The following is an 18,043-nucleotide window of genomic DNA, read 5'->3' as shown; positions in this document are numbered from 1 at the left end:
AGCCCTATCAACGGACAAGTTTGAAAAAACGCGTCCAACGAATGTCAAACGGCCAAGTCCACGGGGTGAGCAGATTAAACGCCCCCGGCTCATCCACAGCTGCGGAGAAGAAAATGATCTCGGCACGTCCTATCAGGTTTTCGTAGGGAACATACCCAACACCCCAAAGCGCGCGGCTGTCAGTGGAGTTGTCGCGGTTGTCGCCCATCATAAAATAGTGGCCCGCGGGCACCTTATAGGGGCCCACATTATCGAACGGGCCATTGGGCTCGGCGTCCAGAACATCATAGGAGACACCATTGGGGAGCGTTTCCCGATACCGGGGAATTGTCTCCGTGACACCTCCGTCCTCGTATGTCTTGAACGTTCCGGCAGGTGTTCGCTTCACTTCATCGCCGTTGATGAAGAGTATACCGCCGCGCACGACAATCTCATCGCCCGGCAAGCCTATGACGCGCTTGATGTAATCGGTCGAGTTATCGCGCGGGAGTTTGAAAACAACGACGTCGCCGCGATGTGGCTCAGCGCCAAAAATGCGACCATCGAAGAGGTCAAGGCTCAACGGAAACGAATAGCGGCTGTAGCCATAAGACAGCTTAGATACGAACAAGTAGTCACCAACCAGCAACGTGTCCTTCATAGATCCTGAAGGGATGTTGAAGGGCTGATAGAAAAACACTCGCACGATCATGGCGATGGCGAGGGCCTGAATCACGATCTTGATGGTTTCCCACCATCCGTTAGCGCGACTCCTGCTTGCGTTCGTATCCAGGCTCATCGGTTGATCTCCACCGCCGACTTTTCGGGCGACTCATTCAAGGTCTTTATCAACCGGCAGCTTGCGTAAGCCGGATGGGTTTTAACTATTGGCCCGCTATAGCCACTTATGGTGACCGCTGCAAACGAGCAGCTTGTCCAAGTGCGGACTTTTCTAGTAGCGCCAATGCGGAATCGAGGTGCTGGAGCATTACCGGTTTAGGCAAAGGCTCACGTAGCTCATATTTAATTGGGCACTATCGCTGAGGGTTCTGTTTGCGCGAGCACGTAGGTTGTCACGCGGCGAAATGTCTTTCTGAACTATGGATTTAGACTCTTTGGCTAAGATATGGCTCACGATAGCTGATCTGCCATACGCCGCGCGCGGGCTTCGCTTTCGCGGCGCGCCTCATTCATCAATTCGCGCATATGCCTGACAGCCGCATTCAGCCCGCCAAAGATTGCCTCGCCCACCAAAAAGTGACCAATATTCAGCTCGACAACCTCGGGCAGCGCCGCAATCGCTTTAACCGTGTTGTAGGTCAGCCCGTGCCCTGCATGAACCTCAAGTCCGGAGTCAGCGGCCATGGCTGTTGCCTGGGTGATCCGGTTTAGTTCTCCGGCGAGTGCCTTAGCGTTGTCTTCCAACGCCTTTTCGCAATACGCGCCTGTGTGGAGCTCGACGATGTCAGCGCCGATTTTCGCGGACGCGGCAATGGCGCGTTCATCCGGCTCAACAAAAAGCGACACACGAATTCCCGCAGCCTTCAGCTCTTCCACAATACGCCGCAACTGGTCTCCTCCGGCAATTACGTCAAGCCCGCCCTCGGTTGTGCGCTCTTCCCGCCGCTCGGGTACGATGCAGCAGGCGTTGGGAATATGGCGTAGCGCGATCGCCAGCATCTCATCGGTCGCAGCCATTTCGAGATTGAGTGGGCGCGTCAGCTCGGCCTTCAGGCGCGCGATATCCGAATCGGAAATATGCCGCCGGTCTTCACGAAGATGTGCCGTAATACCATCGGCACCCGCTTCGACGGCGATGTGCGCGGCGCGCAATGGGTCCGGGTGACGACCACCCCGTGCATTACGAATGGTCGCGACATGATCAATATTCACGCCTAGGCGCAAAGGCTTGGCCAAGCGGTTACTCATGAGTATTCCGGATCATACGTCGCCAGCAGATCGCCGAGCGGATACCCGCTGCCTTGCGGCGACAATCTGCGGCGACGTTGTTGATGCGCGAGCGCCGCACGCTTACAGAAGATATAGCAAACAGTGGCGATAACAGCGCCGACGGGCAATGTGCCAATTAGCATCGGCTTCATATAGGGCCACGCCAATCCTAATGCGGCGAGGATCATCTCGGGAGACAACTGCCAGACGGTATCCCAGAAGAGGCTAAGCTGCTGCGCAAGGTCGGCTGTCTTGGTTGCTGCCGGTATTCCAAGCAAAAAACTGCCTGTTGCATAAGTTGCAGGCCAAACGATAGCCCACGTCAGCGGATTTCCGAAAAACGTGCCAAGCATTGCTGCCGTGAAGCTCGCCCGCAGAGCCAGGGTGATTACCCCCGCGATCAGCATCTGAATGCCGACCAACGGCGTAATCGCAGCGAAAACACCCACGGCAAAGCCCAGCGCCAACTGGTGAGGTGTCGCGCGCACGCGCATCAGCCGCAAGGCGATGTACTTTAGTGATCTTTCCCAGGTATGCCGCGGCCACACAAGAACCCGCACCCGCTCAAGGAAGGTTGGCGGCGTACGCCGCTTGAAGATCATCTATCAGGCCCCCCGACCTGTGGTCTTGACGATGCCGCACATGCCTACTTCCCTCAGCTCAATCAAACACGCGGTCTGCATGGCTGACAACGCTTTGCGACTTCAAACCTGACAAAATCATATTCAAATGTTCCAGATCCCACACTTCCACCTCTATGAGCATTTTGGTGAAGTCAGGGCCTCGACCAACCATTCTGACTTGGTCGATGTTGCCGCTAGCTTCGCCAATTACATGGGCGATCTGGGCTAAAGTTCCAGGCTCATTAAGGGCGGTGACTGCGATGCGGGCTGGAAAGCGCTCTGGCTGGTCACGATTGATATCCCATGTGACGTCGATCCAACGTTCATGCTCGTACGCCTTCAAGCGTGGCGAGTGGATCTGGAAGATGCGGATTCCCTCCCCTGGCGTCAACACACCGACGATGCGATCACCGGGGACAGCGCCTCCATCCTCAAATGTCACAGGAATATCGCTCTTGAGCCCCCGCAAGGGGATGCTGCCAGGCAGCGACATTCCTTCTTCGATCTCTTGCCCGACACGAAATTTCAGGCCCATCACCTTGGAAAGATTGAACCATCCTTCTTGGTTCGAGGGCTGGTGCCGGCGGGCTTTCGCGCGCGGCGATTTCGCCAGCGCCGGCAAGTTGGCATCTGGGAGAATGGCTCGCACAACCTCGTCGACCGCAATTTCATTGCGTGCCACGCCAGCGAGCACGTCTTCCACCGTTTTCCCGCCGGCGATGCGCGGAAGCGCACCTTTGAGCCGATCGTCAGAGTAGCTTTCGCTTTGAGCCTGAAGGGCAGAGGTTACGAGCCGGCGCCCAAGTTCCGTGTACTGCCGCCGCATCGTATCGCGGGCTGCGCGGCGAATTGCACTTCTGGCTCTACCCGTAACGGCAAAATGCTCCCAGGCAGCCGGAGGGGTGTGCGTCTTCGACGTTAAAATCTCGACTTCGTCGCCATTGCGGAGCTGGGTGTCGATAGGCATATGCCGACCGTTAATGTACGCCCCAACCGCGGCATTGCCGATATCCGTATGGACAGCATAGGCAAAATCGAGGGGTGTCGCTCCGTGGGGCAGCGCAATGAGGCGCCCTTTTGGCGAGAAGCAGAAGACCTGATCCTGGAACAATTCCAGCTTGGTATGCTCTAAGAACTCAACGGGATTTGACCCCTCCAGCAGAGTGTCGACCAATCTACGCAGCCAGTGATACGGGCCGCTGTCGGGATTGAGCACCGTTGAGCTACCGTTGCCTGAGGCCCCATTTGTCGGTTCTTTGTAGAAGGTGTGCGCGGCAACCCCGTATTCGGCCACATCGTGCATTTCCTTCGTCCGGATCTGCAGCTCAACGCGCTGATGACGCGGCCCTACAATGGTCGTGTGGATCGATTGGTAGCCGTTCTGTTTGGGCGTTGAGATGTAGTCCTTGAACCGGCCGGGAACGGTTCGCCATGTCGTGTGAGCGACCCCGAGCACGCGATAACAGTCGGCAATGTTTTCGACGATGATGCGAAAACCGTAGATATCGGAGAGTTGCTCCAATCCGATCTGCTTGTTCTGCATCTTGCGCCAAATCGAATAGGGCTTCTTTTCCCGACCGTGTACGGCAGCCTGTATTCCAACGTCTGAAAGCTTAGCTTCAAGCGCTATACGGATTTCTTCGACAAGCCCTTCATTTTTCTCGTGAATATCAACCAGTTTGTGAACGACCGTTTCATACGCTTCCGGATAGAGCCAGCGAAACGAGAGGTCCTCAAGTTCCTCACGCATGGCCTGCATACCCATCCGTCCGGCCAGCGGCGCGTAAACCTCGAGTGTCTCCTCCGAGATGCGCTGTCGGCTTGCCGGCTTCATGTATTCCAGCGTGCGCATGTTGTGGAGACGATCCGCAAGCTTAACGAGTAGGACGCGGATATCACTTGAGATTGCAATCAAGAGCTTGCGGAAATTCTCCGCCTGCTCCGCCTGCTTCGAGACGAGGTCGAGCCGCTTGATCTTGGTCAGTCCATCGACCAAAGCCCCGATTTCTGCCCCGAACAGCTGATCGATTTCCGCGCGCGTTGCATCGGTATCTTCGATCACGTCGTGTAGCAGCGCCGTGGTAATGGTCGCGCTATCCAAATGGAGATCGGTCAAGATCGCCGCAACTTCGAGAGGATGTGAAAAATAAGGGTCGCCGGAGGCACGCTTTTGGTGACCGTGCGCCTTCATGGCATAGACATAGGCCCGGTTCAGGAGAACCTCATCTGCGCCAGGATCATATTTCGTTACGCGTTCAACCAGCTCATACTGGCGCATCATCGAAAGGCGTGCTCCCAATCGCAGTCCTCGGGGAAGGTCAAGGGCTACACATTACAACAGCGGTGCGGTCGCGCATCCGGCCTTGACGCCAACTCGCGCGGGGCGCTCAGAATTCAACTAGGCGGCATAGCATCTAGCAGCGCAGACAGGAATAGGGGCGACACATGCTGCGCCGCCCCTGTCTCGTCAATGGGTTACGATCCTATCAAGGCTTGGGACAAGCTGGGACGCTCATGCCGAGCCTGCAGCTTAACGGCCGCGATCACGAGGCCCATTGCCGCCGGAGGCTGATGGCTCCATAGGGGTCATGGTCTCAAGCCCGCGCAGAAGCTGCTCTTCCGTCAAAACATCAACGACGTTGTCGCTCGATTGATCATCGCGACCCAACATTGGCGCGCGTCGCTCAACTGCGAGCACCGGTGCCGCGCCGGCTTCGGGTTCGTCGACTTCCACGTTACGCTGCAACGTGTGGATAAGACCTTCGCGCATGTCCTCGGGAGGAATCGTTTCTTCCGCAATTTCACGAAGTGCGATAACCGGATTCTTGTCGTTATCGGGATCAATCGTAATCGAGCTGCCGCCCGAAATGTTGCGAGCGCGGTGAGCCGCGAGCAAGACAAGCTCAAAGCGGTTAGGGATTTTATCGACGCAATCCTCAACGGTGACGCGTGCCATTCGTCAAAAACCTTTCGGAGCTAGAAATAGCTACTCGCCACGACGCACTTCAACACGTGCGGAATAATGCAATTCCACATCGATTGGAGGCGCTGCGGCGCTGTTATCAATTTAGTCTAACGCATTTTGGTAATCGCGCAAGCTGCGGGCTATGGCTATAGCCCTGGTTGCACCAACTTCTACTCGTTATATGCTCAAGTATATCCCAGACGATTTTCCCGCCTTCCAAATACTCGCCCGAACAAAGGCTGGCGTTTTTCTAATGCTGCATACCTCATATTCCACTCCTTTCGTCGAAATTGACGACGTGGGGAGAAGCAATATGATTTTTTTTTACTTTCCTTGGTGTGTTACGGGGAACTTACCTGCATGGCGCGACGTTTCGCCACAAAACCCTAGAGTTCTTGGCGGTGAATATTCTTTGCCTCTCAATACATATCTGTTATGCACGCTGTTCATCAAAAAGTTGGCACCTTAGCTTTGTAGGCTCCCCACGTATGCCTTTGATATTATTATAGGCATGCCAGACTTCGATGAACTACCCCAACTACACATGATTTTCGTCGCGCCTCCTGATTTGAGCCGCTGACGCACAGCAAGGAAATCCGAATGTTCTTTTACCCGAACGAGCGTGTTGCTCTGTTTATCGATGGTGCGAACCTCTACGCAACATCGAAGGCGCTCGGTTTTGATATTGATTACAAGCGGCTACTCGCTCACTTCCGGCAGAAGGGGCATCTTGTTCGCGCGCTTTATTATACGGCGCTGGCGGAAGATCAGGAGTATTCGTCCATTCGCCCGTTGATAGATTGGCTCGATTACAACGGCTTTACGATGGTGACGAAGCCCACCAAGGAATTCACGGACGCGACTGGACGCCGCAAAGTTAAAGGCAACATGGATATCGAGCTGACGGTTGACGCCATGCGTCTTGCCGAGCACCTTGATCACATCGTTCTCTTCTCTGGTGACGGTGACTTCCGTTGCCTCGTGGCTGCCCTTCAGCAGATGGGGCGGCGTGTTAGTGTCGTCTCCACGTTGCAAACGCAGCCTCCCATGGTCGCCGACGAGTTGCGCCGGCAGTCGGATCAGTTCATTGATCTGGCGGAACTCGAAGCTCTCATCGGCCGCGACGCCGGACGCGGACCCCAACGTGAACGGGCCGCGCCACACGGCGGTTATCGCGGCGAGAATGACCCTGTTCCGTATGAAGACGACGATCTGTCGGAAGAGGAAGTTTAAGAGGGGCTTTGATTGCCCCCATCTTGGTAGGGGGCACGAAACGTGCGGCTTGGTACGACGGAAGAACGGGCGGTTCCCAAGCAAATTACGCCGGAACCGCCACATGATTGCGCCTTGTGCCCGCGCCTTGTTGCCTACCGTAATGAAAACAAACGCGCTGAACCCGGTTGGTATAACGGGGCGGTCGGCTCGTTCGGCGAAGAAACAGCTCGCTTATTGATCGTGGGATTGGCGCCGGGACGCGGTGGCGCCAATCGTACGGGACGTCCCTTCACCGGTGATTACGCCGGTGATTTGCTCTACGCGACGCTTCTGGATTTCGGCTTTGCGGAAGGGAGCTATCAAGCTCGACCAGACGATGGGCTTGAGCTTCGCGATTGCATGATCACGAATGCAGTGCGGTGTGTTCCCCCTGAGAACAAACCTACCGGCGTGGAGATTTCCACCTGTCGTCAGTTCTTTAGCGCGCGTATGGAAACGCTTCCCAACCTCTCCGTTATCTTGGCGCTTGGGCGCATCGCACATGATCAAACGCTTTCAGCGCTAGCGTTGCGCAAATCAGCGTTCAAGTTTGGGCATGGCGCGCGCCACGAACTCGGTGGAGGGCGACTTCTCTTCGACAGCTTTCACTGCTCCCGTTACAACACCAACACCGGCAGGCTGACGACGGAAATGTTCCACGCTGTATTTGATGCGATCAGGCGTGAGCTTGACCAGATGCCGCCACGCGCTTGAACACCTCATGCGCATGGGTGTGGGGAGGATGCACGGGATAGTCCACGTGCTCAATGCATCCATCTGCGATGATCAACGTCAACCGCACTAGATAGCTCGTATCTCCCGCTTTGAAGGTGGGGAGCTTAAGCGCTCGGGCGAAGGCAAATTCTGCATCGCTCAGCAACGGAAAGGGCAGCCCGATCCGTTCTGCGAATTCGGCTTGGCAGTCTGTGTCTTGGGTACTCAGGCCATATACGGAAATTTCCATCTCGCGAAGGCGCGGATATAGCGCGGCGAACCCTTCTGCCTCGGGCGTTGATCCATGGGCACCGGGAATGTCATCCCATCCCGGAGGGTTGGGCATACCCGGTTGCCCCGTCCATGGATAAGCGAACACGATCGAACGGCCTGGCAAATTTGCCAACGCAATACGATCGCCCGATGTTGCGTACAGGGGAATTTCGGGAAGCTTCAGCCCCACCCGCAGGTGGTCGGCGGCCCCATCGTCCAACGGTGCGGGATATGGCCACGGCTCGGCCATGGTTTCACCCCTTATCACGCAGCAATCGCGCTTTTTCCCGATTCCAATCGCGCTTTGCCGCGTCCTCTCGCTTATCGTGCAGCTTCTTACCTTGCGCTACGGCGAGACGAACTTTGGCGAGACCGCGCGGATTGAAATAGAGTTCCAATGGAACGATCGTCATGCCCTGGCGCGAGCTCGCGATCCATAGCTTGTGGATCTCCTTCTTGTGCATGAGCAAGCGGCGTTTCCGGCGCGGCTCGTGCTGGAAGAAGTTGCCCGCGGATAAGTACTCGGGGATGTTGGCATTGATGAGCCAAACGCCCCCATCCTCGATGGCTGCATAACTTTCAGCGATATTCGCTTGGCCTTTGCGCAGGGATTTGACCTCGGTGCCCGTCAAGACGATCCCAGCTTCATATGTTTCGCCGATCGCGAATTCGTAGCGCGCCTTCCGGTTTTCGGCGATGACCCGGCGGCCGGCATCTTTTTTGGCCGCCATGACGGACCTCTCGTGACTTAATGTGGTTTGGCGCTACGTCTCGGAAGCCGTAGCGCTCACCTATCGTGCGTCGCGTATCTTGCGATTTTACTCGGCAGCCTTGGCGCGCAGGAGTCCGACTTTGACGAGCGCGTTATCCACTGCCTGCTTTGTGGCTTCTGTGAGCGGAACAAGGGGAAGCCGAGTGTCGGGCGTGCACATCCCAATCCGCCAGAGAGCATATTTAACCGGTGATGGGTTTGTTTCAAGGAACAGCACATCGTGCAGCGGCATCAAACGATCCTGCAATCCCAGCGCGGTCGCATAATCGCCCTTCAGGCAGGCGTTCTGGAACTCCGCGCAGAGTCTTGGCGCAACGTTCGAGGCAACCGAGATGCAGCCTTGTCCACCGTGCGCCATAAAGCCAAGTGCCGTCGCGTCTTCACCCGAGAGCTGATTGAACTCAGGCCCCATGGCCGCACGTTGCTGAGAGACGCGTGCGAGATTCGCCGTTGCATCCTTGACGCCGACAACGTTGGGCAACTCAAAGCACCGGCGCATCGTCGCGACAGACATATCGATCACGGAGCGGCCCGGAATGTTGTAAATAATGATCGGCAGGTCTACGGCGTCGCTGATCGCCTTGTAGTGCTGATAGAGACCTTCTTGTGTCGGCTTATTGTAATACGGGGTGACAACAAGAGCGGCGCTCGCGCCTACAGACTTCGCATGCTTCGTGAACTCAACGGCCTCTTTCGTGGAATTCGAGCCAGCTCCAGCGATGACAGGCACACGACCTCGTGCGGTGGCTACTGTCAGCTCGACGACACGCTTGTGCTCGTCGTGAGATAAGGTGGGGCTTTCACCTGTCGTGCCGACCGGCACCAAACCATGTGTACCTTCTTCAATCTGCCACTCTACGATGCGAACAAATGCATCTTCGTCGAGTGCACCGTCACGGAACGGCGTAATCAGCGCAGTATAGGAGCCCTTGAACATCGTGACCGTCTTTCCCCGTTGCCAAAATGGCACGTTTTTAATTCGTGTTGACCAAATAGATTTCAGCTTACCGGTGCCGGCAATTGCTGTCTGCTTTCGCCATGACGCTGACAGTCAGGGCACGCGGCCGGCAGCACAATCCTTGAACGGGATTGACTCGCTTGTTAGGGTCCAGGCAAACGCGCACGCTTGTGCTGGCGCGAGTTGATTCGACCGCCGAGCAGTAGATTACGTGTTTGACTGACAGCTCGCAAGCGATGCCATGGGGCTGGGCAAAGCGAGGCAACGTTGAAGTATTTTAACCCTATCATTGGCTTTACATCAGTGCGGCGCATTCACCGGTCGTGGGGGACGCTCACAGGCCAATCTGGACACCGGCATTCAGAGCATCTCGGCCGTGTCGGGTGGCTTCTTGCGGTCGCGTTCGCGGCCTATACGATGTTGCTCCCCGCAGCACATGCGCAGCCGCCTCCACCACCCGGTACGAATCCGGAACGCGATCTCCAGTCGCTCAAGGCTGCCTACCGATTGCTGGATCACGATGGTCAACTCACGACGATCCGGATTTCCGAAGCGGAAGCCCGTTCCAACGCCATTTTTGACAAAGCCATCGCACCGGTGCGCACGCTTCCGCTTAGTCCGGCGGATGGTGAGGCTCTAAAGGCCGCTTTTGATGCCATTGGAAAAAATGATTTCGCGAATGCGAAATCTTTGCGCGGGCAAATCGATAACCCTGTCGCGCAAAAGCTGATTGATTGGGGGCTTCTGCGTCGGGGCGAGGGCGCGATCGAAAGCTACCAGGCGTTTCTTGCGGCCAATCCACAGTGGCCTAATCGCTGGCTGCTGATCGAACATCTGGAAGCCATGATGCTTCAGGTTTCCAATCCGCGCGTGGTGCTCGGGTATTTTTCTGGTCGAGAGCCTGAGACGGCTGCGGGTGAAGCAGCACTCGCGGCCGCCTATGCTGCGAGCGGTCAACGGAACCATGCCGTGAAGCTCGCCTCTAAGGCGTGGCGGGATGGCGATATTCCGGATGACTATGAGGACGATATTTTGGAGCGCATCGGATCGCTCCTGACGCATGCGGATCATAAATGGCGCCTGGATCGGCTTCTTACGGACGACTTCCGATGGAGCTCTTCGCGCAATACCCGGGCGGCAGTCGTTCGTCGCCAGATGAAACGCGTTTCCGAATTCGAACAAGCCAAAGCCAAGGCGCGCTTGTCGGTCTTCTTGCGTCAAAACGCTGCCGGGAAATTACTCGCAGACCTACCTGAAAAAGCACATACGGATTGGGGGGTGAGCTTCCATCGCATCATGCACCTGCGCCGCAGCGGCAATAAGGAGGAGGCTGCGAAGCTCCTGCTCAGCGCCCCGATCACCAAATCGGAAACAGTCAATCCGGATGCCTGGTGGGATGAGCGACGACTTACGGCCTATGCAGCGCTGGATGATGACAATCCGCAACTTGCCTATGAACTTGTGCGCGATGCGGGTCCGCTGTCTGTAAATCCGCTCAAAGAGCAAGCCTTCGTCGCAGGCTGGATCGCGCTGCGCTACCTCGGTGATGCGAAAGCAGCGATCAAACATTTTCGGGTGATGCACGAAGCTGCAGACGGTCCTCTCAGCAGAGCAAAATCCGGATATTGGCTGGGTCGGGCGCTCGAAGCGGTTGGCGATAAGGCGGCGGCCCGGGACTATTACAAACAGGCTGCGGAGCAGTTCGACACCTTTCACGGCCAGCTCGCTATGCAGCGGCTGAAGCCCGGCATTCAAGCTCTGCCGATTAGGCCGCCGCAAGCGCCGACGTCTGAACAAATCGCGCGCTTCCAAAGCAACGACGCCGTGCACGCCGCAGTCATCGCCGATAAAGCAGGGCTGGGCCGCAGCATTACGCGTCCCTTTTTAGCAAATCTGGGTGCGCTCGCAGATAATGAGGCGGACGCTGCGCTTGTGGCTCACTTAATGCGTGCTCTTGGGGATACCCAGCAGTCTTTGCGTATTGGGAAGCGGGCCATCGGTGCGGGCATGAATCTGCATTACTACGCCTACCCCGTGCAGGCGCTCCCTAAATACAAACCATTGCGGACGCCTCCTGAGACCGCTTTCCTGTTCGGCATTGCCCGGCAAGAAAGCGAATTCAATACTCAGATCGTATCAGGCGCTGGCGCGCGTGGCATCTTGCAGGTCATGCCGGTCACGGCGAAGCATGTTTGCCGCGACTACAGACTTAAATGTGAGATCTCGCGCCTGGGACGGGATGAAGCCTACAACCTGATGATCGCTTCAGCGTACATCGGCGACCGCATGGGGGAATTCCGCGGATCCTACGTGCTTGGTCTCGCAGGTTATAATGCGGGGCCTGGACGTGCGCGGCAGTGGATCCGTGAGTTAGGCGATCCGCGTGCTGCTGATCTCGATCCGATCGATTGGGTCGAGCGCATTCCGTTCAAGGAGACACGTGAGTACGTCGCGAAGGTTCTCTCTAATATCCAAGTCTATCGTGCGCGCCTCGGCGCCGGCGACAAGGCGCTCCGCCTTGAGGAAGACCTCACGCGCGCCCAAGCCAGTGGGTCGCGCCGCAAATATGCTCCTGGTGCACGACGGACACGAGCTGCGAAGGACGGCTAAAATTCTTCACCGCAGACTTCGGTCTTGATTTGCGTCGCACGGCTGTTCGGCCGCAAAATGCTCCGAAACGGAGGAAACGGATATTTGTTTGCTCGCTCAGCGCCGGAGAAAACCCGGCTCCTGGGAAGCGCACAAAAACTTTAGCTAGCCAGACCACTGTGAGGGCGGGTGTTCTGGCTAGTATGACTGTGGCTTACGTGATGGCGGCTAGTAGGCGCCATAGCGCTTTTTTTTGCGGGGATGTTCGCATGTCGGTCATGCAGAACCATTTTGACGATTTATTTTTTCGTGTTCGCGATGGGCTCAAATTGCACGGTCGCGTTTATCGCGCGCCGGCGTCACGGCTTAGACCTGTCGTTTGCCTGCCGGGGCTTTCGCGCAATTGCAAAGATTTCCACGATCTGGCTTGCTATCTTTCTGCTGCCGGTGCTCACGCGCGCGATGTTTATGTGCTGGACTATCGGGGTCGCGGGCAATCCGAGTGGGACCCTGATTGGAAAAACTATACGGTGCCAACTGAGGCGCTCGACGTCCTCGACTTCCTGGCTTTTGCGGGCCTCGATCATGTCGCGATCATTGGCACATCGCGCGGCGGTCTTATCGCAACCATTCTTGCAGCTCTTCAACCGGCCAGTGTCGGCACGATCATCCTCAACGATATCGGCCCCGTGATTGAAACAGACGGGCTGATGCGCATTGCAGGTTATGTGGGACGCATTCCGTTGCCGCGCTCTTGGGAAGAAGCTACCGCGCTTATGCGAGATATCAATCAGCGGCGCTTCCCCAACGTCCGCGCGGAAGACTGGGAGCTTCTGGCGCGCCAATGGTACAATGAAAAAAACGGCAAACCGGCCGTCAGCTACGATCCGAAACTCAAGAACACGATGTCCATTCTCGATGGACCGATGCCGGCCTTGTGGCCGCAGTTCGAAGCATTGAAGCGTGTCCCGGTGCTCGTATTGCGCGGCGAGAATTCAGACATTCTCTCTCGCGCTACCGTGGAGGAAATGCACCGTCGGCATCCGGCTCTGTCCGATCTTGAAGTCCCCGGCGAGGGTCACGCCCCATTGTTGCGGGACGAATGGAGCATGCAGGCTATCGCTTCGTATCTTTCTACACACGACGGGACGCAACCGGCTTCTCACTCTGCGCATGCAGGATCAGTCAGCCCGAGAAGCCTCGCCCAGCGGGTCCTTGCGAGTTAGTCACTCGAAGGGGGGGACCATTGCAGGCTATCCACGGTCAAGGCGGCTGGAAAATTCCGTCTGCCCACCGGAAGCGAGGATGCGCGCCTGTTCTACCCAAGCTTCGCGTTCGATCCGCCCCTTGAAGTCGAGCACCTGACTGATCCTATCGATTTCAGCAGCACTCCAGTTGGCGATCTGCTCGTAGCGGTTGATACCCAGAGAGTTCAGTTTTTTCTCGATAAGTACGCCAATTCCGCGGATGCGTTTGAGATCGTCATAGCCTGTTTCGGTCTTCGCTTCGCCGCCGTTGAGCAAGGGTGACTTTACCGAACGCAAACCGGAGAGATCGGCCTCCATCGGCTCCGCGCAACTTTGCTCTACCTCGCCGACAGGCACCTCGACGATAGGGGTCGCGATAGCATCGGCGACGTCGAAGTTCTCTACGGTGGCATCCTTCACGGACGGTGCAGGGTTCTCTTCCGGAGAAGCTTCGAGGACTTCAGTTTCTCGCGCTTCGACGTCGGCAAACCGAGGCTGTTCGTGCCAGACTGGTTGCGGTTCCAAGCGTTGGCGACGAGAAAAAGCAGTCTCGCCTCCACCGGCAAGGATTTGCGCCTGTTCTATCCAATTTTCCTGACGGATGCGTCCGACCGGACCAATCAAGCCTTCGAAACGGCGCACCTCGTCTGGGTTCCAATTTGCAACCTGTTCGAATCGGTTCACGCCATTCGCGGACAAGATCGCGACTGCATCGCCATTGATGCCGCGGATGCGCAGGAGATCATCAGTGACCGGTGGTGGTGCATCGATAGGTGCAAGGGCCGCCGTGGATGATGCCTCGTCGTTATCCGACTGATTGTCATCTGTATGGGTTTGGGCTTTCGCAAGCACAGCCGCCGCTGCCATGATTGCCGCCGTTTCATCGGCGGCATCGGCGTTAGAGGTGTCGTCCCCTTCCTCAACCGGTGGCTTTGCGATCTCTTCAGTCGTGCTTAGATCCTCGCGAGGCTCCCCTAGAGCTGCTTCTTGCGGCGCGTCTCTCAGACCTTCCGAGCTCCCCGACGTTTCCGGGCTGGTATCGACTTCCGGCTCCATGCCCTCCCGATAGACCTCGGCGGGGGTTGGCAGTGGCTCACCTTTTCCTGAAAGTCGGCGTGCGTAGGCCGTCTCGTGTCCACTCGCGAGGAGCTTGGCCTGTTCGATCCACCCCTCCCGGGAGATCCGCTGCTGGCCAAGGCTCGCTTCAACTCTGTCAACGTCTGCGCGTGTCAGGCCCGCCAAGCGCGCATAGGAGGCCATGCCCAGTTCAGCCAAACGCGTTGCTGTTTCCTCATCGATGGCATGAATGCGCGTGAGGTCGTCAGGGCTTTGCGTCACAGAAGGCGCCAACGGCGCTGACGCACCTGTCACCCCGCCCGAGCTACCGGCGGCTGGCAAGCTCGGAAATCCTTCACCCTGCGAAACCGGAGGGGATGTGGATGGGGGCTCATAAGGCGGAACGGCTGGAGCCGGAACGACGACGCGCGCCGGGGGCTGCCCGGCTTCGATAACGGGTGCGGTCTCTTGCGAACGCAAGTCACCGACTGACTTCAGACGCGTCCCAACAAGCGCGCGTTCGAACCTATTTTCATGCGACAGGTCCGCGACTTCCGGCGCCGGACCTGTCGCGGTCTCGATCATGGGCTGATCCGAAATTGCCGCTCCTGCAGCAACCAAGCTGTCGTCCGCGCTGATTGGAGCCACGAGCATTCGGTGCAACCAGCACCCACACATGGCTCCGAGCACGTACACCGTCAGCAACAAAAGCGCTGTCTGCAAAGTCAGAAACATCATTTGAGCTGCCCTTTTCCTTTACGCGCGTACTCCCGTTCGCATGCGATCAAGCGAGGCTTAGTCACGCGCACGGCTGCAGGAAAACCAGCCGACAAACAAGCCGATGGCGAAGGCGATAGCCAGATACCAAATCAGTTTGACGAACAGATAATCCATGCCCGTCTCCTCCCGATTACATTGAAGCCGGTCAATCCGTCTTTACAGAGAATTCGATCCGCCGGTTTCTCGCCCGATTACTCGCGGACGTATTAGGTACTATCGGACGCGTTTCACCGTATCCAGTTGCCGAAAGGCGAGACGTGTCGATGCCGGCATTGGTCAGATAATTGATGACAACTTGCGCGCGCTCTTTGGACAGTATGAGATTTTGATCACTGGGCCCGATAGCATCAGTGTGCCCGATGACCTCAATGCGGAAGTCTGGGCATCCCTTCACGATCTCGACCAAACGGTCCAGAGTTCCCGTGCTGCCGCTTTCAAGACGTGCACTGGCGAACCGGAAGCGTATCGAGCCCGTCGCTGCTGCAGACTGTAGCAGCTCTTCGCAACGGCTAGCTTCCGCCTTGCGTTGCTTCTGCTGTTCAGTTGACGGCGATGGATCGTTATTCGGCTTATTCGCAGCTCGTGCTTGTGCTGCTGCGGCTGCAGCCGCCTCGGCTTCGCGTCGCCGGTCGGCCTCCTCTTCAGCTTTACGTCGCGCTTCCTCAGCAGCCTTCTGAGCCGCTTCTTCCTCGGCAGCGCGGCGTGTGGCTTCCTCCGTTGCCCGCTGCGTCTCAAGGCGCGCTTGTTCTTCCTGCTTGCGCGCTTCCGCTTCAGCCGCCTGGCGTTGCGCCTCTTCTTCGGCGACGCGATCGGCCTCTTCTTTTTGCTTCGCCGCTTCCTCAGCCTGACGGCGCGCGGCCTCCTCAGCAGCTTTGCGCTTGGCTTCCTTATCCGCCCAGATCATGGCCTCTGAACGCACAATGATTTCAGGCTTTCCGACGTACCCCTTAGGCAGCGTATGCGAAATCTGATCTTTGACTGCGGAGGCAACCGCTGCGTCGCTTGCTTCTCCGCGCAACGTCAATTGCTGGCCATCAAGGATGGCCTCACCACGGCGCAATTTCGCGAGGAGCTGCAAGGCAGCAACGGAAACCTTTTGCCATTTTTCTGACGTTCCCGAAGCAAGCGTCATCTTGTTGATCAAACGTGCCCCGGAGAAAAGCTGCTCGGCGCTGCTAACCAAGAGCGTCTCGCTCGCTTTATCCGGCACCTCGCCTTCCAGTGTTAGTTCACCGTTGCCAGTGCTTTCAGCGCGCCACTTGAGATTAGGCTCGGGGGGAACGTCCAAAGCGATCTCAAGCTTGCTGTCGCATGCGCGATTGGCGGCGGCGCGCACCTGAGCCGGCAAAGCCTCAGCAAGCGCTTCATCCCGCGTTCTGCCAGTGAGTTGCATGGAACGATCGCTTAACGCGAGTGTGCCGTTTCCAAGTTTTGCCAAAGCATCCAGCCCCGCGAAGAGGCATGCCTGCCAGCCTTCCGGTGCCCCAGACCCCAGCGCGAGTTTGTCAACGGACTTCGCATCGGGCAGAAGTTTCTGGAGTTGCGTCATCACGGCGGTCCGCGCCGCATCACTTGGCACATATCCCGTGAGACTTACAAAACCCGGCCTCATCTCAATGTGTGTCGTGAAGGGACTAACAATCGGCGGCGGCGGCGGCGGATAACTCAAATCTGTGCGCGCTTTGAATGTCGCGGGAAGCGCACTCTGAAGCGCAGCTACCACGCGCGCGGCCGTCGCCTCATCGGGGGTGCGCCCCTTTAACGTGATGGCGCCATCCGATGCCTGTACGTCTGCCTCGCTGAGGCTTAGCAGGCTATTCAAAACCGCAACAGCGGCAGCATACCATCCTTCCTGCGCTCCACCGGCGACTTCCATCCGGTCGATGATTGCGAGCTTTGGGAATGTGGTTTTCGCTTTGTCAAACAGCTGCTCGCGTGTGCTCTGGTCCGGTACGTAGCCGTTCAAGACGATCTGTGTCGCTGTCTTCTGCATACCCCACTTAAAAGGGGATACGACCGGCGGCGTAATTTTATCGGCGATCAAGGTGGCCCCAGGGGGCAGATCACCGGAGAGCGCAGACTTGGCGCTTCTGTACGCAGCATGAGACAGCGCTTCACCCGATACGGACAGCGCCAGTTGGTGAACCTCTACATTTCCAGATTTGACTTGGCCAAGACGGTCCAACCCAAAGCCGATCGTCTTGAGCCACGGATCGGGGTCGGGGCCTCCCAGACCGATCTTCATTCGATCGTCGATCGGCCGATCGGGAAAACGCTCGCGGACCAATCCGATAACGGTATTGCGTTTTGTCTCGTCAGGAACGTATCCCGCCAAGCGAATACCGCTGTCGGCCGCTTCCGCCTGCCAGAAATAATCATTTATCGCGTCGGCTCGCCTGATATCGGCTGCCAACGTCCGGACGCCCCAAACGCTGTGCGCGATTTGAATGGCCTTTTCTGGTTCGGCGTCATGCGACGTGTGTCCGGCCAAAGTGCCTTCACGACCCGAGAACGTCAGATTTGCCCAATCGACTCCGGCAACCTTCAGCGCTTGCTGCGTGCGCGCCGTCAAGTCGGCTTCGATACGCGGGCGCTCTTCCACCACCGTCAGCCAAACTAGTATGGCCAACGGAAGGAGCCCCCAAAGCCAGCGCCAAGGATTGCAACTCATCTGGCCTTCTGCTCCCACGTTCGTTGCGGATGGCTATTTCCGCGCGTTCCGATCTGGCGTTGCGGCTGACGGCCATCTACTGGCCACCGTGCCTGACGTGCCTATTGGTCGCCGACACTCTTGAGGATCGAGGATCCTGTTACCGCAAACTCGACTTGTAGCACCACAAGTGCAGATCCGTACTTATAACGTACGATCCGCCCAAGGCCCCC

General features: G+C 57.4%; 14 protein-coding genes. 4 read left to right on the top strand and 10 right to left on the bottom strand.

The genetic code is table 11. The features are described 5' to 3' along the window. Positions 1-7 precede the first annotated feature (7 nt). From lepB to rpoZ, 5 genes are all read right to left on the bottom strand, one after another. Complete coding sequence (lepB, locus tag BLS30_RS12555; RefSeq protein WP_046478841.1) at positions 8-778, bottom strand: signal peptidase I; 771 nt, start codon at positions 776-778, stop codon at positions 8-10. A gap of 332 nt (positions 779-1,110) precedes the next feature. Next, positions 1,111-1,908 carry a pyridoxine 5'-phosphate synthase gene (locus tag BLS30_RS12550; protein WP_090229166.1) on the bottom strand — a complete coding sequence of 266 codons (798 nt, stop codon included), beginning with the start codon at positions 1,906-1,908 and terminating at the stop codon, positions 1,111-1,113. After that, complete coding sequence (locus BLS30_RS12545; RefSeq protein WP_090229164.1) at positions 1,905-2,531, bottom strand: DUF2062 domain-containing protein; 627 nt, start codon at positions 2,529-2,531, stop codon at positions 1,905-1,907. The genes BLS30_RS12550 and BLS30_RS12545 overlap by 4 nt, the downstream gene beginning before the upstream one ends. A gap of 58 nt (positions 2,532-2,589) precedes the next feature. Next, on the bottom strand, positions 2,590-4,833 hold the full coding sequence (locus tag BLS30_RS12540) for a RelA/SpoT family protein (protein WP_090229161.1): 2,244 nt from the start codon (positions 4,831-4,833) through the stop codon (positions 2,590-2,592). Between the two features lie 249 nt (positions 4,834-5,082). After that, positions 5,083-5,508 carry a DNA-directed RNA polymerase subunit omega gene (gene rpoZ, locus BLS30_RS12535; protein WP_046478849.1) on the bottom strand — a complete coding sequence of 142 codons (426 nt, stop codon included), beginning with the start codon at positions 5,506-5,508 and terminating at the stop codon, positions 5,083-5,085. Positions 5,509-6,117: 609 nt separating this feature from the next. On the opposite strand from rpoZ, the gene BLS30_RS12530 reads away from it, so the two are divergent. Both BLS30_RS12530 and BLS30_RS12525 read left to right on the top strand, forming a co-directional pair. Next, positions 6,118-6,750 carry a LabA-like NYN domain-containing protein gene (locus tag BLS30_RS12530; RefSeq protein WP_046478850.1) on the top strand — a complete coding sequence of 211 codons (633 nt, stop codon included), beginning with the start codon at positions 6,118-6,120 and terminating at the stop codon, positions 6,748-6,750. A 42-nt stretch (positions 6,751-6,792) separates the two neighbouring features. After that, on the top strand, positions 6,793-7,485 hold the full coding sequence (locus BLS30_RS12525) for a uracil-DNA glycosylase (RefSeq protein WP_210184033.1): 693 nt from the start codon (positions 6,793-6,795) through the stop codon (positions 7,483-7,485). On the opposite strand, the gene BLS30_RS12520 is transcribed toward BLS30_RS12525, so the two are convergent. The 3 genes from BLS30_RS12520 to dapA form a co-directional block, all read right to left on the bottom strand. Then, positions 7,448-8,008 carry a peroxiredoxin gene (locus BLS30_RS12520; RefSeq protein ID WP_090229159.1) on the bottom strand — a complete coding sequence of 187 codons (561 nt, stop codon included), beginning with the start codon at positions 8,006-8,008 and terminating at the stop codon, positions 7,448-7,450. The genes BLS30_RS12525 and BLS30_RS12520 overlap by 38 nt on opposite strands. Positions 8,009-8,012: 4 nt before the next feature. Then, the gene (gene smpB, locus BLS30_RS12515; protein ID WP_046478852.1) at positions 8,013-8,489 is read right to left on the bottom strand and encodes an SsrA-binding protein SmpB; all 477 of its coding nucleotides are present in this window, start codon (positions 8,487-8,489) and stop codon (positions 8,013-8,015) included. An 87-nt stretch (positions 8,490-8,576) separates the two neighbouring features. Continuing rightward, positions 8,577-9,467, bottom strand: coding sequence for a 4-hydroxy-tetrahydrodipicolinate synthase (gene dapA / locus BLS30_RS12510; protein ID WP_046478853.1), 891 nt, complete (start codon positions 9,465-9,467; stop codon positions 8,577-8,579). 288 nt (positions 9,468-9,755) lie between these two features. On the opposite strand from dapA, the gene BLS30_RS12505 reads away from it, so the two are divergent. Together BLS30_RS12505 and BLS30_RS12500 are read left to right on the top strand one after the other, a co-directional pair. Further along, entirely contained in the window at positions 9,756-12,098 is a 2,343-nt protein-coding gene (locus tag BLS30_RS12505) for a lytic transglycosylase domain-containing protein (protein ID WP_139165345.1), read from the top strand. Positions 12,099-12,346: 248 nt separating this feature from the next. Then, entirely contained in the window at positions 12,347-13,303 is a 957-nt protein-coding gene (locus BLS30_RS12500) for an alpha/beta fold hydrolase (protein WP_076605338.1), read from the top strand. Between the two features lie 27 nt (positions 13,304-13,330). Here BLS30_RS12500 and BLS30_RS18325 read toward each other — a convergent pair whose 3' ends face one another. Continuing rightward, complete coding sequence (locus BLS30_RS18325) at positions 13,331-15,118, bottom strand: hypothetical protein (RefSeq protein WP_244512427.1); 1,788 nt, start codon at positions 15,116-15,118, stop codon at positions 13,331-13,333. A 187-nt stretch (positions 15,119-15,305) separates the two neighbouring features. Then, entirely contained in the window at positions 15,306-17,831 is a 2,526-nt protein-coding gene (locus tag BLS30_RS12490; RefSeq protein ID WP_090229154.1) for an OmpA family protein, read from the bottom strand. Positions 17,832-18,043: the final 212 nt, after the last annotated feature.

The sequence above is a fragment of the Filomicrobium insigne genome, from assembly GCF_900104305.1.
GTDB lineage: Bacteria > Pseudomonadota > Alphaproteobacteria > Rhizobiales > Hyphomicrobiaceae > Filomicrobium > Filomicrobium insigne.
The sequence above is the reverse complement of the archived record's forward strand: the minus strand, read 5'-3'. Positions and strand labels throughout refer to the sequence as shown.